The 17,149-nt window shown below is 57.2% G+C and carries 12 protein-coding genes; 7 read left to right on the plus strand and 5 right to left on the minus strand.

Annotated features, from left to right (window positions below; all coding sequences use genetic code 11):
* The first annotated feature begins 382 nt into the window (after positions 1 to 382).
* Positions 383 to 1,441 carry a Rossmann-fold NAD(P)-binding domain-containing protein gene (locus M8N44_RS10185; RefSeq protein ID WP_146019380.1) on the plus strand — a complete coding sequence of 353 codons (1,059 nt, stop codon included), beginning with the start codon at positions 383 to 385 and terminating at the stop codon, positions 1,439 to 1,441.
* A gap of 102 nt (positions 1,442 to 1,543) precedes the next feature.
* The gene (locus tag M8N44_RS10190) at positions 1,544 to 1,984 is read left to right on the plus strand and encodes a hypothetical protein (protein ID WP_022396128.1); all 441 of its coding nucleotides are present in this window, start codon (positions 1,544 to 1,546) and stop codon (positions 1,982 to 1,984) included.
* Positions 1,985 to 2,289: 305 nt separating this feature from the next.
* Here the strand turns inward: M8N44_RS10190 and dnaN are convergent, their stop codons facing one another.
* Positions 2,290 to 3,390, minus strand: coding sequence for a DNA polymerase III subunit beta (gene dnaN / locus M8N44_RS10195; protein ID WP_022396127.1), 1,101 nt, complete (start codon positions 3,388 to 3,390; stop codon positions 2,290 to 2,292).
* Between the two features lie 480 nt (positions 3,391 to 3,870).
* On the opposite strand from dnaN, the gene M8N44_RS10200 reads away from it, so the two are divergent.
* Positions 3,871 to 4,584 carry a LamG-like jellyroll fold domain-containing protein gene (locus M8N44_RS10200; RefSeq protein WP_102727872.1) on the plus strand — a complete coding sequence of 238 codons (714 nt, stop codon included), beginning with the start codon at positions 3,871 to 3,873 and terminating at the stop codon, positions 4,582 to 4,584.
* 91 nt (positions 4,585 to 4,675) lie between these two features.
* On the opposite strand, the gene M8N44_RS10205 is transcribed toward M8N44_RS10200, so the two are convergent.
* Complete coding sequence (locus tag M8N44_RS10205; RefSeq protein ID WP_102749478.1) at positions 4,676 to 5,581, minus strand: hypothetical protein; 906 nt, start codon at positions 5,579 to 5,581, stop codon at positions 4,676 to 4,678.
* Between the two features lie 330 nt (positions 5,582 to 5,911).
* On the opposite strand from M8N44_RS10205, the gene ribD reads away from it, so the two are divergent.
* The gene (gene ribD, locus M8N44_RS10210; protein WP_102727874.1) at positions 5,912 to 6,967 is read left to right on the plus strand and encodes a bifunctional diaminohydroxyphosphoribosylaminopyrimidine deaminase/5-amino-6-(5-phosphoribosylamino)uracil reductase RibD; all 1,056 of its coding nucleotides are present in this window, start codon (positions 5,912 to 5,914) and stop codon (positions 6,965 to 6,967) included.
* 362 nt (positions 6,968 to 7,329) lie between these two features.
* Here ribD and mnmG read toward each other — a convergent pair whose 3' ends face one another.
* Positions 7,330 to 9,216, minus strand: coding sequence for a tRNA uridine-5-carboxymethylaminomethyl(34) synthesis enzyme MnmG (gene mnmG, locus M8N44_RS10215; RefSeq protein WP_102728232.1), 1,887 nt, complete (start codon positions 9,214 to 9,216; stop codon positions 7,330 to 7,332).
* Positions 9,216 to 10,322, minus strand: a complete 1,107-nt coding sequence (gene holA, locus M8N44_RS10220) for a DNA polymerase III subunit delta (RefSeq protein ID WP_180973197.1) — start codon at positions 10,320 to 10,322, stop codon at positions 9,216 to 9,218. Before holA ends, mnmG begins: the two co-directional genes overlap by 1 nt.
* Positions 10,323 to 10,572: 250 nt before the next feature.
* Here holA and M8N44_RS10225 point away from each other — a divergent pair, with 250 nt between their 5' ends.
* The 3 genes from M8N44_RS10225 (at position 10,573) to hrpA (ending at position 16,402) form a co-directional block, all read left to right on the plus strand.
* Entirely contained in the window at positions 10,573 to 12,036 is a 1,464-nt protein-coding gene (locus tag M8N44_RS10225; RefSeq protein ID WP_022396121.1) for a trypsin-like peptidase domain-containing protein, read from the plus strand.
* Between the two features lie 124 nt (positions 12,037 to 12,160).
* Entirely contained in the window at positions 12,161 to 12,643 is a 483-nt protein-coding gene (gene ilvN, locus M8N44_RS10230; protein ID WP_022396120.1) for an acetolactate synthase small subunit, read from the plus strand.
* Between the two features lie 69 nt (positions 12,644 to 12,712).
* Positions 12,713 to 16,402 (plus strand): ATP-dependent RNA helicase HrpA, encoded by a 3,690-nt coding sequence (gene hrpA / locus M8N44_RS10235; protein WP_146021052.1) that lies wholly within the window; start codon positions 12,713 to 12,715, stop codon positions 16,400 to 16,402.
* A 33-nt stretch (positions 16,403 to 16,435) separates the two neighbouring features.
* On the opposite strand, the gene M8N44_RS10240 is transcribed toward hrpA, so the two are convergent.
* The gene (locus M8N44_RS10240) at positions 16,436 to 17,140 is read right to left on the minus strand and encodes a potassium channel family protein (protein ID WP_022396118.1); all 705 of its coding nucleotides are present in this window, start codon (positions 17,138 to 17,140) and stop codon (positions 16,436 to 16,438) included.
* Between the last annotated feature and the right edge of the window lie 9 nt (positions 17,141 to 17,149).

Raw genomic sequence — 17,149 nt, forward strand, 5'->3', positions numbered from 1 at the left:
CCCAGTAGCATGATCCAGAGCCAGTGTCAATAAAGTTTATTTGCAAATTTTTGTTTGCCTATGAAACATAACGATTTTTTCCATCAAAAAATAATATAATAATTATTACGCTCAGTACCTTCCTTTTACAGACATTAATATTATCTATTTGTTAGAAAAAATCCACAATAGGATGTCATTCCTGCTTGGCGCCAGTCAAATTCCTGTAAAAAATGTCTCTCTCATGGAGAAAGAATGGTTGATGATTCAGTAGTTTGTCTTTTCGAATTTGCCGCAACTTCTGAAAACCCTTAAACAAAAAATACATCTTTTCCGAAGTTTTTCTATGAAAACGGGAGGAGAAAGATTGCCCTCCATCCGTAGAACCCTTACAATTTTTGCCATGCCTGTATCTCCGGCGCGCATTCTAGAAGATTTGTCCCCCTTCTACCGGCAGGAAGAATTTCCCGTGCTTCTGCACCAGTGTGAAACGTGGGCGGAAAGCCGTCCGTTGGAGGGATGCCGGGTGATTGACGCCTCCCCCGTATTCCGGAATACCTGCGCCAAATACGCCGCCCTGCTGGCGGCGGGAGCGGAGTTGACGGCAGCGGTCTCTCCGGTGATGCCCCACGATCCGGAAACGGTCGCGCTGCTGGGCAGGTATGGAATACCCGTGGTGGAGGCGGAACGGGCGGACGGACCCTATGATGTGGTGATGGACTGCGCCGGGGCGCTCAGCCATGTTCCCAGCCGCTGCGGGTATGTGGAACTGACCCGGTCCGGAGCGCAGCATTATACGCGCTGCACGCAGCCCGTGTGGATGGTGGACGCCGGAAAAATCAAGCAGATAGAAACCTGCCTGGGAACCGGGGAAAGCTTTTTCCGCGCGCTGGAAGCGCTGGGAATTGAGAGTGGCCCGGGACGGACCCTGGTAGTCATCGGGTACGGAAAAGTGGGCCGCGGAATCGTTCTGCACGCGCTCAGGCGGGGCTTGAACGTTATCGTGGCGGATGTGGAGGAAAAACCTCTCCCTCTGTCCTCCGCCTCATTCGTGCGCGCAACGGATGGAGAAGCTCTTACCAATGCAGTCAGTCATGCCTTTTGCGCCGTCACGGCCACAGGGCGGCGGCATGCCCTGTCAGGAGTGATTGACCCCGCTGTGACCCGCTCCTCCGGCGTTCTGCTGGCCAATATGGGCGTGGAGGACGAATGGGGGCCGGAGATCCCGAAGAACCGCCTGCTGAACGGAGGCCGCCCCCTTAATTTCATTCTGCCGGACCCTACGCAAATGTGCTACATAGACCCTCCCCTGGCGCTCCATAACCTGGGCGCCGTGGAGCTTGCCGCAGGCCGCGCCATGCCGGGCATTTTTCCGCCGCCTCCGGAAATGGAGGAAGCTTTCCTTTCCCTGATCCGCTCCCGCGGTTCCCTGCCGCCGGACATGCTGGACTGGATTTCCTGACTTATCATCTTGTCTTTGCAGGAATGAAGGAGTATCGTACAGAGTACGGCTGGGGGCTTCGCGTTCCCTGGCCGGCCTGACGTTTCATTGACTTCGCAATTCATGAACACTTATTATTCCTACCGCAGCTACCGGCTGGGAGGGAGACTCCTCGGCACCCTGGGGTGCGGCCTGGCCTGGGCATTCTTCGGGTCCGGATGGTGGAGCTTTCTCCTCGGCGCTCTTCTCTTGTTCCTGTGGCTTCCCGTCATTCTGGGGAGACCTTATTTTCTCACAATCACTTCCTCCTCCATCTCCTGGGGCAACAGCATTTCACGCAAGGAAATTCCATGGGAACTGATTGAGCGCATAGGATGTACGCCCGATCATGAATCTGAACCCGGACTGATGATTGAACTGAAAGACGGCCGTATTCTGGATGTGGAATCCTCCTGCTTCGGTTCCCTGCCTCCCGTACGGGAAGCCATTCTGCAAGCCTCCGGTTCCTATCCTTTCCATCTTGCTCCGGATTTGTTCGCCGATCCGGGGTTGTTGAGCGAATGACGCGGCGGAGCCTCCTTAGACCCGCTGCGGCACTCCGTGCCTTCCCTTGCGCCTGAACCGCACGTTCCCGGCGCCGGAAGGTGTTTATACGCGTTTTTTCCGGTGCCATGCCGGCACGCCTGTTTTTTTATCCCTCCCCCGGAAATCACCGTCCGGTTTATTGCCGACGGTGGAAAATGAAAAATGTTCCACGTAGAACATTCATGTGAATAACCCAGTCATCACTTTCATTTTCAATCAATAAAAAACAGGCGCCGTGACAGCACGGCGCCTGTTCTCGTATGAATGATTTTGTACCATCAAAATCAGTTGGGAGATCTCATTGGCATGAGCACGTACAGGAACTCATCACCTATCTTCAATACGCCCGGGCTCATTTCATCAATGAGGTTTAACGTAATGATCGTATCCCCGGCCATCGTCTTCAGGGGAGCCATGAAGAAATCCGGGTTGAAGGAGATGGAAAGCGGCCTTCCGGCATAAGTGATCGTCATGGATTCATGAGCTTCACCCACGCCTTCCGCGCTGGAAGCCACTTCGAGTTCGTTTTCACGGAAGTTCAGCTTGATGTTCGTGCTTTTGTCCACGGAAAGGAGGGACACGCGGCGCACCGTTTCCAGCAGTTCCCCGCAGGGCAGTTCAATGCTTTCCTTGCAGTCCGTCGGGATTACCTGGCGGTAGTTCGGGTAATTGCCGTCAATCAGCTTGCTGATCAGCAGCGTGTCATTGATTTCAAAAGCGGCCTGGTTGCGGGTGAACCGTACGGTGACGGTCCCCACTTCATCCAGAAGGCGGCGGAGTTCACCAACGGCCTTGGTGGGCAGAATGGCGTCCAGTTGCTGTTCTTCCGGGAATTCCAGGGCGGTTTCCGCCAGGGCCAGGCGGCGGCCGTCCGTAGCCACCAGAGTCATCTTGCCGTTGCGGAAGGAAAGGGAAATGCCGTTCAGCACGTAGCGGGTCGTATCCGTAGAGATGGCGTATTCCGTGCGGCGGATGCAGTCGCGCAGCAAATTCTGGTCCACCTGGTACACGGTCGCCTGTTCAAAGGACGGCAGTTCGGGGAATTCGTCCGCCGGAAGGCCATTCAGCTTGAACTGGGAGCGGCCGCATTCCACAGTCGCCTGGTTGCGCTGGTTGACGTCCACCTGGACTTCGGCTTCAGGAAGCTCGCTGATGATGCTCACCAGCTTTTTGGCGGGAAGAGTCACGGTGCCCTCGCGCAGCACGTTCGCGGGAACTACGCCGGTGATGCATACGTCAAGATCCGTAGCCGTAAAACGTACCTGGCCGTTTTCAGCTTCAATCTTGACGTTGGAAAGAATGGGCAGCGTCGTCTTGGAAGACACCACGCTGGCAACCTGTCTCAGACCGTCGAGAAATACTTGCTTGGAAATGGTAAACTTCATGTGTCTGTGCTTTTATCTGCCTCGCATCCTCTCACAAGTGCCTCCTGTGATTCAAGCCATTTCTCCGTCAAACCCTAATATTTGGCAGTATTTTTTTAAAAGCATACCATATGTAGTAATATGCTATTTCTCCGGGCATATCTTGCATGAAACGGTTTTTCAAATTATTTAAGTATTCTTAAAAGTCCGTTCTCCGGCGAACAATTCCCGGTTGACGCGCACGCGGATTTCGAATCCGGGGTCAAATTATTTTTTTAAGAACAAGCCGGTTAACAAAAAGAAAGATCACGGAAAAATAAAAGCATGAAAGGAAACATAAACAGCGCTTCTTCCGGATCGTGTATATGTTCAATGAATTTGCCGCTTTCCAGAGGAAAAAGAACGGCATCCGGATTCGAAATCCGCTACTTTTCAGCCAAGCTTCGGCGATTTTAAACAACAAAGACTTTCAGAATTTCTGTGAAACGTTCATTCATTATTTTGTCTTTACTGGTTGCGGGAGGCATGGCCCATGCGGCTTCTCCCATTTATTCCTGGGAGTGGACCACTGAAGGAACGCAAATAACTGCTCCCGGCTGGAACGGTTCATTCAATTATACAACCGGCAACGATTATGCCACTTTCGGCAGCGGCTCCGGCGGAGGCACGCCCTACAACTCTGGCATAGCGGGAATTTCAGGCAGTTTCACCGTCAGCTTCGACCTGAAAAACCTGAGTTCCACCAACAACGCCTGGAAAGACGTTTTCAGCTTGTATTCCAATGGAACGGTTTCCGGAGAATCCAACAGCATGGTACTGGAATTCAATGCTTCCGGGGAACTTTATTTTTACAACAAGGGATTTGGAGGCCAATCCGGCGGAAACATCAATACAGGCCTGACCTGGACGGACCTCCAGCAGGACAACTGGAACAATCTGAGCATCGTTTCCGATCTTTCCTCCCAGACTCTCTCCGTGTACGTCAACGGCACCCTGGCAGGTACGATCACCGGCTGGAATCCGTCCTCCCCTGCCCTGACAGGCTCCCAATTTGGAGCTTCCTTTGGAAACACCCGTCCCATGAACGGAACCATAGATGTCAACAACATCAAATTTTACGACGGCGTTGTGCTTCCTGTTCCGGAAGCGGCCACTGCTTCCCTGGGGCTGCTGGGCCTGGCCGCCCTGCTGATGCGCCGCCGCCGGAGCTGCTAAGCATTTGCCGTTATCCAGCAAGAGGCCGCATGCCGGGAAGGGTTCCCCCGCATGCGGCCTTTTCCGTATTCCGGCACTTCCGTCCCGGAATTCATGTTCCCGTGAATGTTTCCCCCGGCATGGTCCAGGCGCCGGGCGGAACCACCCTGCCCGGCAAAACAACGGTATTGGCGCCCAGGCGCACATGATCCCCAATGACGGCTCCCAGCTTGTTCCTTCCGGTAATTTCCAGCCTCCCGGCCGCCATCATCCTGTGCTCCCCGCCGTCATGGCGGAAATTGGAACACACCGTTCCAGCCCCGAAATTGACGTCGCTGCCAATGATGGAATCACCCGCATAGCTCAGATGGGGAATAAACGTCCCGTCTCCGATGATGCAGTTCTTCAGTTCCACCCCCTGCCCCGCTACACAGCCGTTTCCCATGGACACATATCCTCTCAAATGGCAGTTGGGCCCAAGACGGCAGCCGTCCCCCACCCATGCGGAGCCCTCAACCACCACGCCAGGCATCACCACGGTGCCCTTTCCCACACGGAGACTGCCCAGGACGTAAACGCCCGGCCGCCCGGAAAAATCGTCTCCCTCCATTCCCTCCATCACTCTCTCCTGCCAGTCCAGCAGGTCCCAGGGATAGACGAGGCGCTCCACAGCCGCCTCCTGCCCGGAAAAAACACGTGACAGTCCGTTCCCCGGCCCTTTCCGGGCCAGCAGCCGCCCTTCTTCATTCCGTACTTCCCCTGTCCCGCAGGAAGCAAGCCATGCGGCAGCTTCCGGGGAAAAATCATGCATGGACACCTCTACCACTTCCGCCGCACTTTCCGTAACGGCGGCTTCCGGATTAAAAACCGCCTCAAAGCCCGCTTCCCGGAGCCGGGAGGCACAATAGGCGGCTACGCTCACCCCGGCCACGGAAAAGCCGCGGAAGAGCCTCTCAGGGCTCGTTGCGGGAAAGGTATGGTCCCTTTCCGGAATGTAAATCAATCTGGCAACCCTCATGGAGGAATGGTATGCTTTCTTACGGCGCTTCCGCAAGACGGAACGTGCGGCTCCGTTTCACGGTTCCACTTGCCAATAACCCTGTGAAAGGATAAGTCAATTAACTGTGAGTATGGTGTGAATAAGTTATTCAGATGTTATCCACATTTTTATGAACCGAATTTATTCACACTGTCGGATGGTTTCAATCCATTCATTCCCAGGCGGTAAAAACGTTGTTCACACTGGGCACAGGGTAGAAGAAGAAGGAATTTAATATTGTTAAATCTAATATTCTTCAATCACACAACGTGATTGTCCTTTCTCGCGCATTCGTGCTACAAGGTCGGCATGAACACGGAGGACCAAGATACGCGCTGGATGAACATGGCCGTAAAACTGGCCGAAAAAGGGGTCGGGCTGACAAGTCCTAATCCCTGCGTGGGAGCGGTCATCGTGCATGAAAACCAGGTGATCGGCTCCGGTTTTCATGAAAAAGCCGGCCTGCCCCATGCGGAAAGGAAGGCTATTGCCGATGGAACGGCCAGAGGCAACGCGGCCCTGTTTGCGGATTCCACTCTGTACGTTACTCTGGAGCCGTGCAGCACCACCGGAAAAACGCCACCCTGTACGGAAGCCATTCTGGAACACCATTTCAAACGGGTGGTTTATGGCTCTCAAGACCCCAATCCCAGACACCGCGGCGCCGCGGCTGATATTCTTGGGAGAGCAGGCATCCAAGTCACCCGCGGAATTCTGGAAAAGGAATGCGATCATTTAATCCGGGGATTCAGGCTGAACATGCTGGAGGGGCGCCCATGGGTGATCGCAAAGAGCGCCATGTCCCTGGACGGCCGCATTTCACGCAGTCCGGAACGGTCCCAGTGGCTGACGAATGAAAAATCCAGGTCTTTCGTACATACCCTGCGGGCTGAGTGCGATGCGATTCTTACCGGAGGAAATACCATGCGCCTGGACAATCCGTCCCTGACCATCAGAAAACCGGACCGTCCCGTTTCTTCCCTTAAGGAACAGCCCTGGCGCATTATCCTGACTCACAACGCCGCATCCATTCCTGCGGATTCCGTTTGCCTGACGGATGAATTCCGTGACCGGACCCTGATTGTAGAGAACGTTTCAAGTTATTTGGAATTATTAAAAAATCTGTATAATGAAAGAAAAACAGGGACTGTCCTGCTGGAAGCGGGAGGCTGCCTGGTCCGGGAATTCCTGAAAGCCGGCCTGGTGGATGAATGGGTGGGATTTTACGCGCCCATCATAACGGGCGGCGGCGCAGACGGCGTAACGGGCGGTTCATTCCTGGAACGTGAAGCCTTTCTTGAGCAGCCGGTTGTGAGCATCTTTGGAAGCGATGTGTGCATCCGGGGCGACGTAAGCTACCGGTAACGGGCACAGTCAATTATTCATTCGCCTTCCGGATTGTTTTTAAACCGGGAAAGCATCTTTAATTACCGGTGAGCCTGCCATTCGGCGGTTTTTCTCATCATTGTGCATCCTCTCTGTTCGTGTCCCTTTTTTAAGACAAGCCGGATGGCATGAACCGAGCCGGAAGCGTATCGGTCATACAGGGGAAAATATTCAGGAAAAAGCCCCCCCTCCCCTCGTTTATAAACCGGAGCCTGCAGGGAGTGGAAAACGGGTCATAGGGAGAGCATGAGGCTTTTACCTTGCATGCATGCAAGTTTTCAGCATTCAGGAGTTGGGCCGTATTCAAATTTAAAGCCCCGGCATGAAAACGGCGCAGGCTTTCATGCCTGCTGCCTGCCGCGCTTTTGCAAATGAACAAGCAGCAGGGCAATGTCCGCCGGAGTAATGCCCGGAATGCGGGAAGCCTGCCCGATAGTGGCAGGACGTATGCTGCCCAGCTTGATGACCGCTTCTTTTTTCAGGGCGTGAACGCGTTCGTAATCAATGTCGGCAGGAATGATTTTACTTTCCATCCGGGTGATTTTTTCCGCCTGTTTTTTCTGTCTTTCAATGTGGCCTTCATACTGGATATCCGTGGCAATGGCATCCAAATGTTCCACGTGGAACATTTTTTTCAGTTCTTCAGGCAGCAGGGTCCAGTCATTGCCTGGCCTCTTGAGCCAGGTGGAAAGGGAAACGCCTTCATGTTTAAGCAGAGCTGCTTTTGCTATTCCTTCCTCAATGGCGTTTTGCCTGTCTTCCGTTTTCCTGAACGTTTCGCGGGTGATGAGGCCCGTTTCAAAAGCCAGGGGGGCCAGGCGCAGGTCCGCGTTGTCCTGGCGCAGCAGCAGCCGGAATTCCGCCCGGCTGGTGAACATGCGGTACGGTTCGTCCGTTCCCTTGGTGACAAGGTCGTCTATCATGACGCCGATGTAGGCCTGGTCGCGGCGCAGCACCAGGGAGGGCTTGCCCAGAGTTTTCAGAGCGGCGTTTGTTCCCGCCATCAGACCTTGCGCGGCGGCTTCTTCATAGCCGGAGGTACCGTTGATTTGTCCTGCAAAGTACAGGTTTTCCACCAGCTTGGTTTCCAGAGTAGGGTGCAGCTGCGTGGGAGGGCAGAAATCATATTCCACCGCATACCCCGGACGAATCAGTTGGGCGTTTTCCAGGCCGGGAATGGTGTGGATGAAATCGCATTGCGCGGAGTAGGGCAGGGAGGTGGAAACGCCATTGAGGTAGAATTCCTCCGTACTGCGGCCTTCCGGCTCCAGGAAGACCTGGTGGCTGGTTTTTTCCGCAAAGCGCACGATTTTGTCTTCAATGGAAGGACAGTACCGGGGGCCTATGCCCTCAATGATGCCGCTATAGAGAGGGCTGAATTTTAAATTGTCCCGGATAATGTCGTGGGTGGTCTGATTGGTGTAGGTAATCCAGCACGGCATTTGCTTCATGCGGAAGTCTTCGTCTCCCCATGTGTTCAGGGTGCAGAAAGGTTCGGAAGCGCGTTTCAGTACGTCGCGGGAACGGTAACTGAACAGAGCCTCCGGCGCGTCTCCGGGCTGCATTTCACAAACGGAAAAGTCAATGGATCTTCCATTGACGCGCGGGGAGGTGCCCGTTTTAAGCCGTTCCACTTGAAAGCCAAGCGCGGCGAGGTCGGTGGAAAGGCTGGAAGGAGCGCAGCCCATGCGGCCGCCCGTTATGTGCTGAAGACCCACGTGCAGCAGCCCCTGCATGAATGTACCGGAGCAGATGACCACGCTGCGCGCGCAGATGGTGTAGTCCAGGGAAGTGACGGCTCCCGTCACCTGCTGCTCCCCGTTGACGAGCAGTTTGACCACGTCACCCTGGAACAGGCGTATGCCCGGGGCGGTTTCCAGAACCATTTTCATTCGTGCTCGGTAGGCCGTTTTGTCGCATTGGGCGCGGGGTGCGCGCACGCTGGGCCCCTTGGAGGCGTTCAGCATCCGGAACTGGATGGCGGTGGCATCCGTATTCAGTCCCATGGCCCCTCCCAGGGCGTCTATTTCCCGGACAATGTGGCCTTTGGCAAGCCCCCCGATGGCCGGGTTGCAGGACATTTGCCCGATGGTATCCAGGTTGTGGGTCAGAACGGCGACGGAGCACCCCAGGCGGGAGGCGGCCAACGCCGCTTCAATGCCTGCGTGCCCGGCGCCGACGACGAGGACGTCGAACAGGGAGGAGGCGGGGGAAGGAGAGGAATTCATCAGGATGCGGAGCAAATGGCAAGACGGTGCAGAATCAGCCGCGGATCAAGCGAAGAAGATACCAGGGCCTTGTCCGCCTTCATGCATTCCTTTAAAGTCTGCTTCAACCGTTCCGTCTTGAATTTGGAAGCGTTCTGCGCCGCCAGGAAAAGCGGGTACGCATTGGGAGTGCCGTCTTTTTTCAGGGGAATCAGCGCCGCGGCATAGGAGGGCAGGGAGGAGATGCGGGCCGTAAATTCCTTGAAGTTGGTGGGCTTCAGATTGAACGCGTCACATAAAAGCCTGGCGGCCAGCAGATTTCTCAGCGTGGGGATAAACGCTGCGCGCATGATCGTGACGGCGTTTTCACCGCGTTCCAGTTGAAAGTCAATCAGGGAGATGGCCGCGTCGCTCTTCTTGTTTTCCAGAGCACGTGAAATTTCAAAAATAACGCCTGTGCGCGTCAGCGGAACCATGCGCTCCACATCCTCCGGCATCACGGTGCGCCTGTCCGCGCCCAGATAAAGGTCCAGTTTTTCAATTTCGGAAATAATCTGGCGGGAGGATTCGCTGACGCGGTGAATGAATAACTCCAGAGCGGCGGAATCGAAGTTCATGCCCCGCGCGCCTGCCTCCTTGTTGATAAGGGGCATCAGGCTGCCTTCCCAGCCGGCCTTGGTGATGTCCGGCTTGTTCAGTTCCTCCGCGGCGGCGGATTGGAGCAGGAATTTGTTAAAGGAACGGCGCTTGTCAAATTCGGAGGCGGAGATGAGCAGCAGGACGTCCGGTCCCAGCCCCCCTTCCAGCAGATGCCTGAGAGAGTCCAGAGCCGCTTCCGTGGTGGAGGAACGCCCCGTGACGGAATCCCCCAGAAAATTGCAGTTCTTCATCCAGACCACCTTGCGGCCCGGAAAAAACGGCAGCGTGCGCAGGGCTTCCATGACCTGGCGCGTCACCTGGTCCGCTTCATCGGAATCGCCGCAGGCCGCTTCCAGGATTTCATGGGAAAATTCATTCGTGCCTTCCGTCAGGGCGGCAAAGATGCCGGAAGCCTTTTCACGCACCATTCCTTCGTCCGTACCGAAAACGAGGTGAATGGCTTGTTGTTGTAAAGTGCTGGTACCCATAAAACCGTACCCATACGGTATCATAAAATATGCCTCGTTAAAAGACGTATTTGTCATTTGAAAGTTTTTTCATTTGAAGAGAATAGGCTTAAATAGTATCAATAGAACCGGAATGTCAAAAAGCGGCTGGAGTCTTCCAGGTCCATTTTTCAGGCATCTCCTCGTGATCAAGCCGCAAACCGTTTGATCGTTACTACGGCAGGGCATTTCCATGAGATCGACTATATGGACACGGGCTTTACTTGTCATCATGATGACGGTTATGATGACCGTCGTCTCCGTTGCCTATTGGAGGTGGAACAGCCGCGTTACGGAGAAGAACGTTTCCTTCCGGTCTGAGGTGTTTACGATGGCGCAGCAGTCCGAACTCAAGGAGGAGGACGTTCCCATCCTGCACCAGCTCAATGAAGAATATTCACGCGTCGCCCGGCTGGTGGAACGGGTGCTGGTCAGCATAGACACCACGGGCGTGACCAGCGTGCCGCAGCCTTCCGAAGACGGCGAATCCATGATTGAAAAAAGGCTGGCGGTCCATGGCCTGGGTTCCGGCGTCATCGTCACGGAAGAGGGGCATATCATTACCGCCTACCATGTCATTCAGAACAAGCATGCGCTGCGCGTCACGCTGAGCAACGGGAAAAGCGTTTCCGTGCGCCTGGTAGGGGTGGATCCGGAGCTGGACATCGCCGTGCTGCAGGTGGAAAACCCGATGGCCTTCACGCCTCTTCCGTTCGGCAACAGTGACGAGATTGCACCCGGCATGATCGTCCTGGCCTGCGGCAACCCCTATGGACTGGGGACGACGGTTTCCCGCGGCATCATCAGCGCCCGTGAACGCAAGCTGGTGGATTCCGGCCTGGACCTGATCCAGACGGATGCCAGCATCTTTCCCGGCAATTCCGGAGGGCCTCTCATCAACATCCGCGGTGAAATCATCGGCATCAACAAATCGGTGCTTCCCAATGTGGAGAAAAACTACGCTGGCATCGGCTTTGCCATTCCCTCCAATCTGGTGGTGCACAGCTTTGAGCAGATTTGCAGGCATGGACGCCCCATGAGAGGATACCTGGGGCTGGACATTGTGCGCAATACTCCCCCGCTCCGCAGTTTCCTGGACTACCATGAAGCAGGCGGCGCAGTAGTCAACATCGTGAAGCCCGGTTCCCCGGCGGAGCAGGCGGGCCTTCAGACGGGAGACGTGATGCTGAGCTTCAATGAAGTTCCCATCCAGACCGACAAGGATGTGAAGGACCACATTGAAAATCTTTCCATCGGCGACAAATTCCGGCTGAAAATCTGGCGCAAGGGACAAAAAATGAACGTCACCCTGAAAGTGGGGGACAGCATTTTAAAGAACGTTCCTTCTCCGTGGGAGGACTTTATGGAAGGAGTGGGCATGCACCTGCGTGAACTCACCGCTGAGGAACAGTCCATCGGCGCGCGGGGATTGCTGGTCATCCAGGTGAATCCGAAGAAATCCGTGGGGCAGATCCTCCAGGCCGGGGACATGGTCTTTGCCGTGAATCATCAGAGCGTCAGCACTATGGATGCACTGGTCAGGGCTTTGAGGGAGGGGCCGGCCCTGCTGACCGTTTCCCGTGACGGGCAGCAGTTCAACGTGAAAGTGGATGCCCGCCCGGTTTCCGAAAAGACGCTGCTGCCCCGCATTCCCACGGCGACGAAGAGCAACGCCATCATGCCGCGGGAGCTTTGAATTCCGCCTGTGCGGCGTCTGCGGAAGACCGCATCCGGAGAAGCGTTTTCCGGCATCCTTATGCCGCGGGCTTGACTGGCAGTCAAAAGCGCCTATAATGCATCACCTTTAAGAAATTAAACTTATGACTCGTCATACTATCTCCGTACTTGTTGAAAACAAATTTGGCGTGCTTGCCCGCATTGCCGGTTTGTTCAGTGGACGGGGCTACAATATTCATTCGTTGAACGTTGCCCCTAGCCAGGACCCGCGCTTTTCACGGATGACCATCGTCGTACGCGAAAAGGAGGATGTTCTGGACCAGATCATCAAGCATCTGGAAAAACTCGTCAACACGGTGGAAGTAGTGGATTTCCGCAACACGGACAACGTGTACCGGGAAACGGTATTGACCCGCATCGGCGTGGATTCCGCTTCGCGGCATGAAGTCATTGAATTCTGCCAGATCCTGGGCGCCAGCATCGTGGACGTCACGCGGGACGCCCTGACCATTGAAGTGACGGGCGGTGAGCACAAGATTGACCGCTTCCTGTCTCTCATTGAGGATTACGACGTGCAGATGCTGACCCGGAGCGGCCGCATCGCCCTTCCCAAACCCCGGCAGTAAAGAAATCCTTTCCGGCTTTTCCATCAACCCTGCAGGACGTTCTTGCAGGGTTTTTTTCTCCCCTCCATCATGAACATCACTTATCCGGACCTCCCCATTTCCCGCCGCCGGGACGACATTCTGGCGGCGATGCGGGAGCATCAGGTCATTGTGGTGGTGGGTGAAACCGGGTCCGGCAAGACCACCCAGCTTCCCAAAATGGCCATGGAGCTTGCCGGGGAGGCGCGGGGCAGGGTAGGGTGCACCCAGCCCAGAAGGCTGGCCGCGGCTTCCGTTTCCCGCCGTGTGGCGGAGGAACTGAATTGCGAACTGGGCGGCCTGGTGGGCTACCAGGTGCGCTTTGAGGAAAAAGCCGGGCCGGACACGCGCCTGAAGTTCATGACGGACGGCATTCTGCTGGCGGAAACGCAGCATGATCCGGACCTGCGCCAGTATCATACCCTGATTCTGGATGAAGCCCATGAACGCAGCCTCAACATCGACTTTCTGCTGGGCTACCTGAAGCTTCTGCTGGACAGGCGGAAGGATCTGCGGCTGGTCATCAGCTCCGCTACGCTGGATGCGGGTGGCTTTTCCGAGTTCTTCGGGGGCGCCCCCATCGTCCAGGTGGAAGGCCGTACCTATCCGGTGGACCTTCATTACCTGCCGCCTCTGCGTGATGATGAAGAGCTCCCCGCCCATGTGGCGCGCGCCGTGGACTGGCTAGACACCCTGGACGACCGCGGGGACGTGCTCGTCTTCCTCCCCGGAGAGCGTGAAATACGTGAAGTGGCGGAAAAGCTGGAAGGCCGGAATTTGAGGAATACGCGCATCCTCCCCCTCTTTGCCAGGCTGGGCCTTGGAGACCAGCAAAGGATTTTTCATCCGGAACGCAGCTGCCGCCGCATCGTGCTGGCGACCAACGTGGCGGAAACGTCCCTGACCATTCCCGGCATCATTTACGTCATTGACTCCGGCCTGGCGCGAGTCAGCCGCTACAGCCCAGCGCGCCAGGTGCAGCGGCTTCAGATAGAACCCGTCTCCAAGGCCAGCGCGCGCCAGCGTGCTGGCCGCTGCGGCCGCGTGTGCGAGGGCGTCTGCATCCGCCTGTACAGTGAGGAGGACTGGGAGGACAGGCCGGACTTCACGGACCCGGAAATCAGGCGCAGCGCGCTGGCCGGGGCTCTTCTCCGGATGAAGGACCTGGGTCTTCCGGAAATGCCGGAATTCCCCCTTCCGGACCCTCCTTCCTCCAAGCTGGTCACGGAGGGCTACCGCACCCTGCGGGAAATCGGCGCCCTGGACAAGGCCCGGCAGCTCACGCCCGTGGGCAGGAAGCTGGCGCGGCTGCCCATTGACCCGCGGCTGGGCCGCATGCTGCTGGAAGCGCAGCATGAACAGGCCCTGCCGGAGATGCTGGTGATTGTGGCCGGCCTGGGGATCATGGATCCCCGGGAACGTCCGGCGGATGCCGCGCAGAAGGCGGACCAGGCCCACGCGCAGTGGAAGGATGAAGACAGCGATTTCCTGTCCCTGCTCAAACTGTGGAAGGCTGCGTGGCAGTTCCGGGAAGGCCGGCGCTGGCACAAAAACCAGCTCCGGAAATGGTGCGGGAAAAACTTCCTCAATTTCAACCGCATGATGGAATGGTTCAACCTGTGGGAAGACCTTTCCCGGCTGCTGAAGGAAACCTTGAAATGCAGGATCCCCCCCCTGGAGGCGGAAGTGGAACGGCAGGCTTCCTTCGCCATGATTCACCGGAGCATCCTGGCGGGCGTTCCGCGCCAGTTCGGCCTCTGGGATGCGGACAACCGGGAATACCGCGGCGCCGGGGGACGCTCCTTCGGCATCTTTCCCGGTTCCGGCCTGTTCCGCCGCAAGAAGCGGAGCGAATGGGTGATGGGCGTGGAGCTGGTGGACACCACGCGCCTGTGGATGCGCCGCGCCGCCCGGCTGGAGCCGGAATGGGTGGAACAGGTGGCTCCCCATCTCTGTGAATCCCATTATTCCGGAGCCCGGTGGGACAAAGAGCAGGGCGCGGTTTACGCCGTGGAGCGCGTGGTGTGCGGCGGTCTGCGCATCATTGACAACAGGCGCGTCCACTATGGCCGCATCAATCCCGCCCATGCGCGGGAAATCATGATCCGTGAAGGACTGCTGGGCGGCGGCTTCCGTACGAAACCCGGATGCATCAGGCATCTGGAAACGCTCCGGGAGGAAGTGCGGCAGATAGAACTGAAGCTGCGCCGCCCGGACCAGGTCTGGTGCGAGGAAGGCGTTTTTGAATTCTTTGACAGGCTCATTCCGCAGGACTGCTGCACGGCCAGGGCCTTTCTGCGCTGGGCCGGAAGCATGGAAAAAGACAACCCGGAAGCCCTGCACGTTCCGCCGCAGGAGGCCATGTATGATTTCTGGGGCAGGGACCTTCTGGACGGCTTTCCGGATGAAATTTCCTGCGGCGGCGCGGAATACGCCGTGTATTACCAGAATGACCCCGGCGCGGAAGATGACGGCGTGACGCTGGGCGTCCATATTGACCAGTTGCCGGACGTGCCGGAATGGCTGCCGGAATGGGGCGTCCCGGGCCATCTGGCCCAGCGGGCGGAATGCCTGCTGCGCACCCTTCCCAAGGACCTGCGCGTCTTTCTCCAGCCCATCAGCCAGAAGGCCGCCTACTTTGCGGAACTCCGGCATGGCCTGGAGCCGGACGGGCCGCTGGCGCAGAAGCTGGCGGAATTCGTGGAAGCGGAAACCGGGCGTTTCTGCGCTCCCTCCTTCTTTGACATGAACCGCATTCCGGCGGAGCTGGTCACGAAAATCTGGGTCTGCGACGACGAAGGAGAAGAGCTTGCCATGGGTACGGACGTTGCGGAGCTGAATGCGCGGCTGGGCAAAAAGCTCTCCCGCCGGTTCCGGGAAACAGCGGCGGACATCGTATCCGTAACCGGAATGAAGGAATGGACCTGCGGAGATTTGGAGCGCACGGTGGACGTGGCGGGAAGGCCGGGTTACGTAGCCCTGGTGGATGAAGGCCCGTCTGTAGGCGTCCGCGTTTTTGAGGATGAACTGCGCGCGGAAGAAGCCCACCGGAGAGGCTGCCTGCGCTTCATGCGCCTGCGCCAGACGGACCAGCTCAACCACCTCCGCAAGAAATTCCCGCTGAAACTGGAAGGGAAGCTTTCCCTGCACATGCTGGGCAGGGACCCGTCCACCAATGCGGACGACCTGGTGGACGTCTCCGCGGAGATCGCCATGGGCCGCCCCCTCCCGCGCACGGCGGAACAATTCGCCGCTGCGGAAATGAGCCTGCGCCAGAACCTCTTTGACGCCGCCCACAGCGTGGCGGACGTCTGGGAGTTGATAGCGGCCACGGAGCATGCCGCCAGGGACTTTATGGCCGCGCAGCAGGGCGTGCGCCATACGGAGCGCATCACGGCTGACCTCCGGCGCCAGCTTGACTGGCTGCTCCGCTCCCGCTTCCTGTGGGCGCATGGAGCGGAACGCCTGCCGGACCTGAAACGGTACATGCAGGGCATCGCGGAACGCATCAGGCGCATCGGCCAGCAGCCCCTGGCCAGGGAGCTGGAACGCCTGGACCTCTTTGAACGCGTGTACCTCCCCTGGCATCAGGCCCTGCCGGAACATGACGGCGACCCGCGCTGGACGCAGTACGGCTATCTGCTGGAAGAATACCGCCTGGCCGTCTTCGCCCCCGCTATCTCCGTCAAGGGCCGTATCTCTGAAAAGCGCTTGATGACCGCTTTTGAAGAGCTGTCCTGAAAGACCGGTTTCCGGAATGGGACTGGTCCGGGTTTACAGGCCCTTGGACAACTGGGCGAATTCAATCAGGTTCGTCTCCTTGCCGAACAGGATCAGGATGTCGTGGTCTTCAAAGACGAGATCCGGGGAAGGGGTGCCAATGACGGGAATGCGCGGGATGGAAAGAATTTCCCGGCGCCCCTGCGGGGTCTGGGCTTCTCCGCGGCGGATGGTGAGCAGGTTGAGATGGTGCTCCGTGCGCAGGCCCACGTCCCGGAGGCGTTTGCCCACCCAGATGCGCGGCACGGCTATTTCCACGATGCTGTGGTTCTCATCCATGGGGGAGACGCGCAGGAATTCCGGGGATTCCAGCTGGCTGGCGAGCTGCTTGGAGGCCACGCGCGACAGGTTGATGAGCGCGTACACGTTCATTTGGCTTAAAATGTGCTCGTGCACCGGGCTCATCACGCGGGCGTAGATGTAGCGCACGCCCATTTTCTGGAGGTGCGTGACGACGAGGAGGTTTTCTTCAAAGCTGTCCCCGATGGCGACGATCACGGCGGACTGGTCGTCCAGCTCCAGTTCCCGCAGGGCGGCCGGATTGGTATAATCCGTCACCACGGCGTAAGTCACCAGGTCCTTGATCTGCTCCAGTTCTTCATCCGTGGAGGCGACGGCCACTACTTCAATGTTGCGGGCGGAAAGCTCCGTGCAGAGCTCCTGTCCAAACTGGCCCAGGCCGATAACGGTATATCTCATGATGGTATG

The sequence above is a fragment of the Akkermansia massiliensis genome, assembly GCF_023516715.1.
GTDB classification, from domain to species: Bacteria; Verrucomicrobiota; Verrucomicrobiia; order Verrucomicrobiales; family Akkermansiaceae; genus Akkermansia; species Akkermansia massiliensis.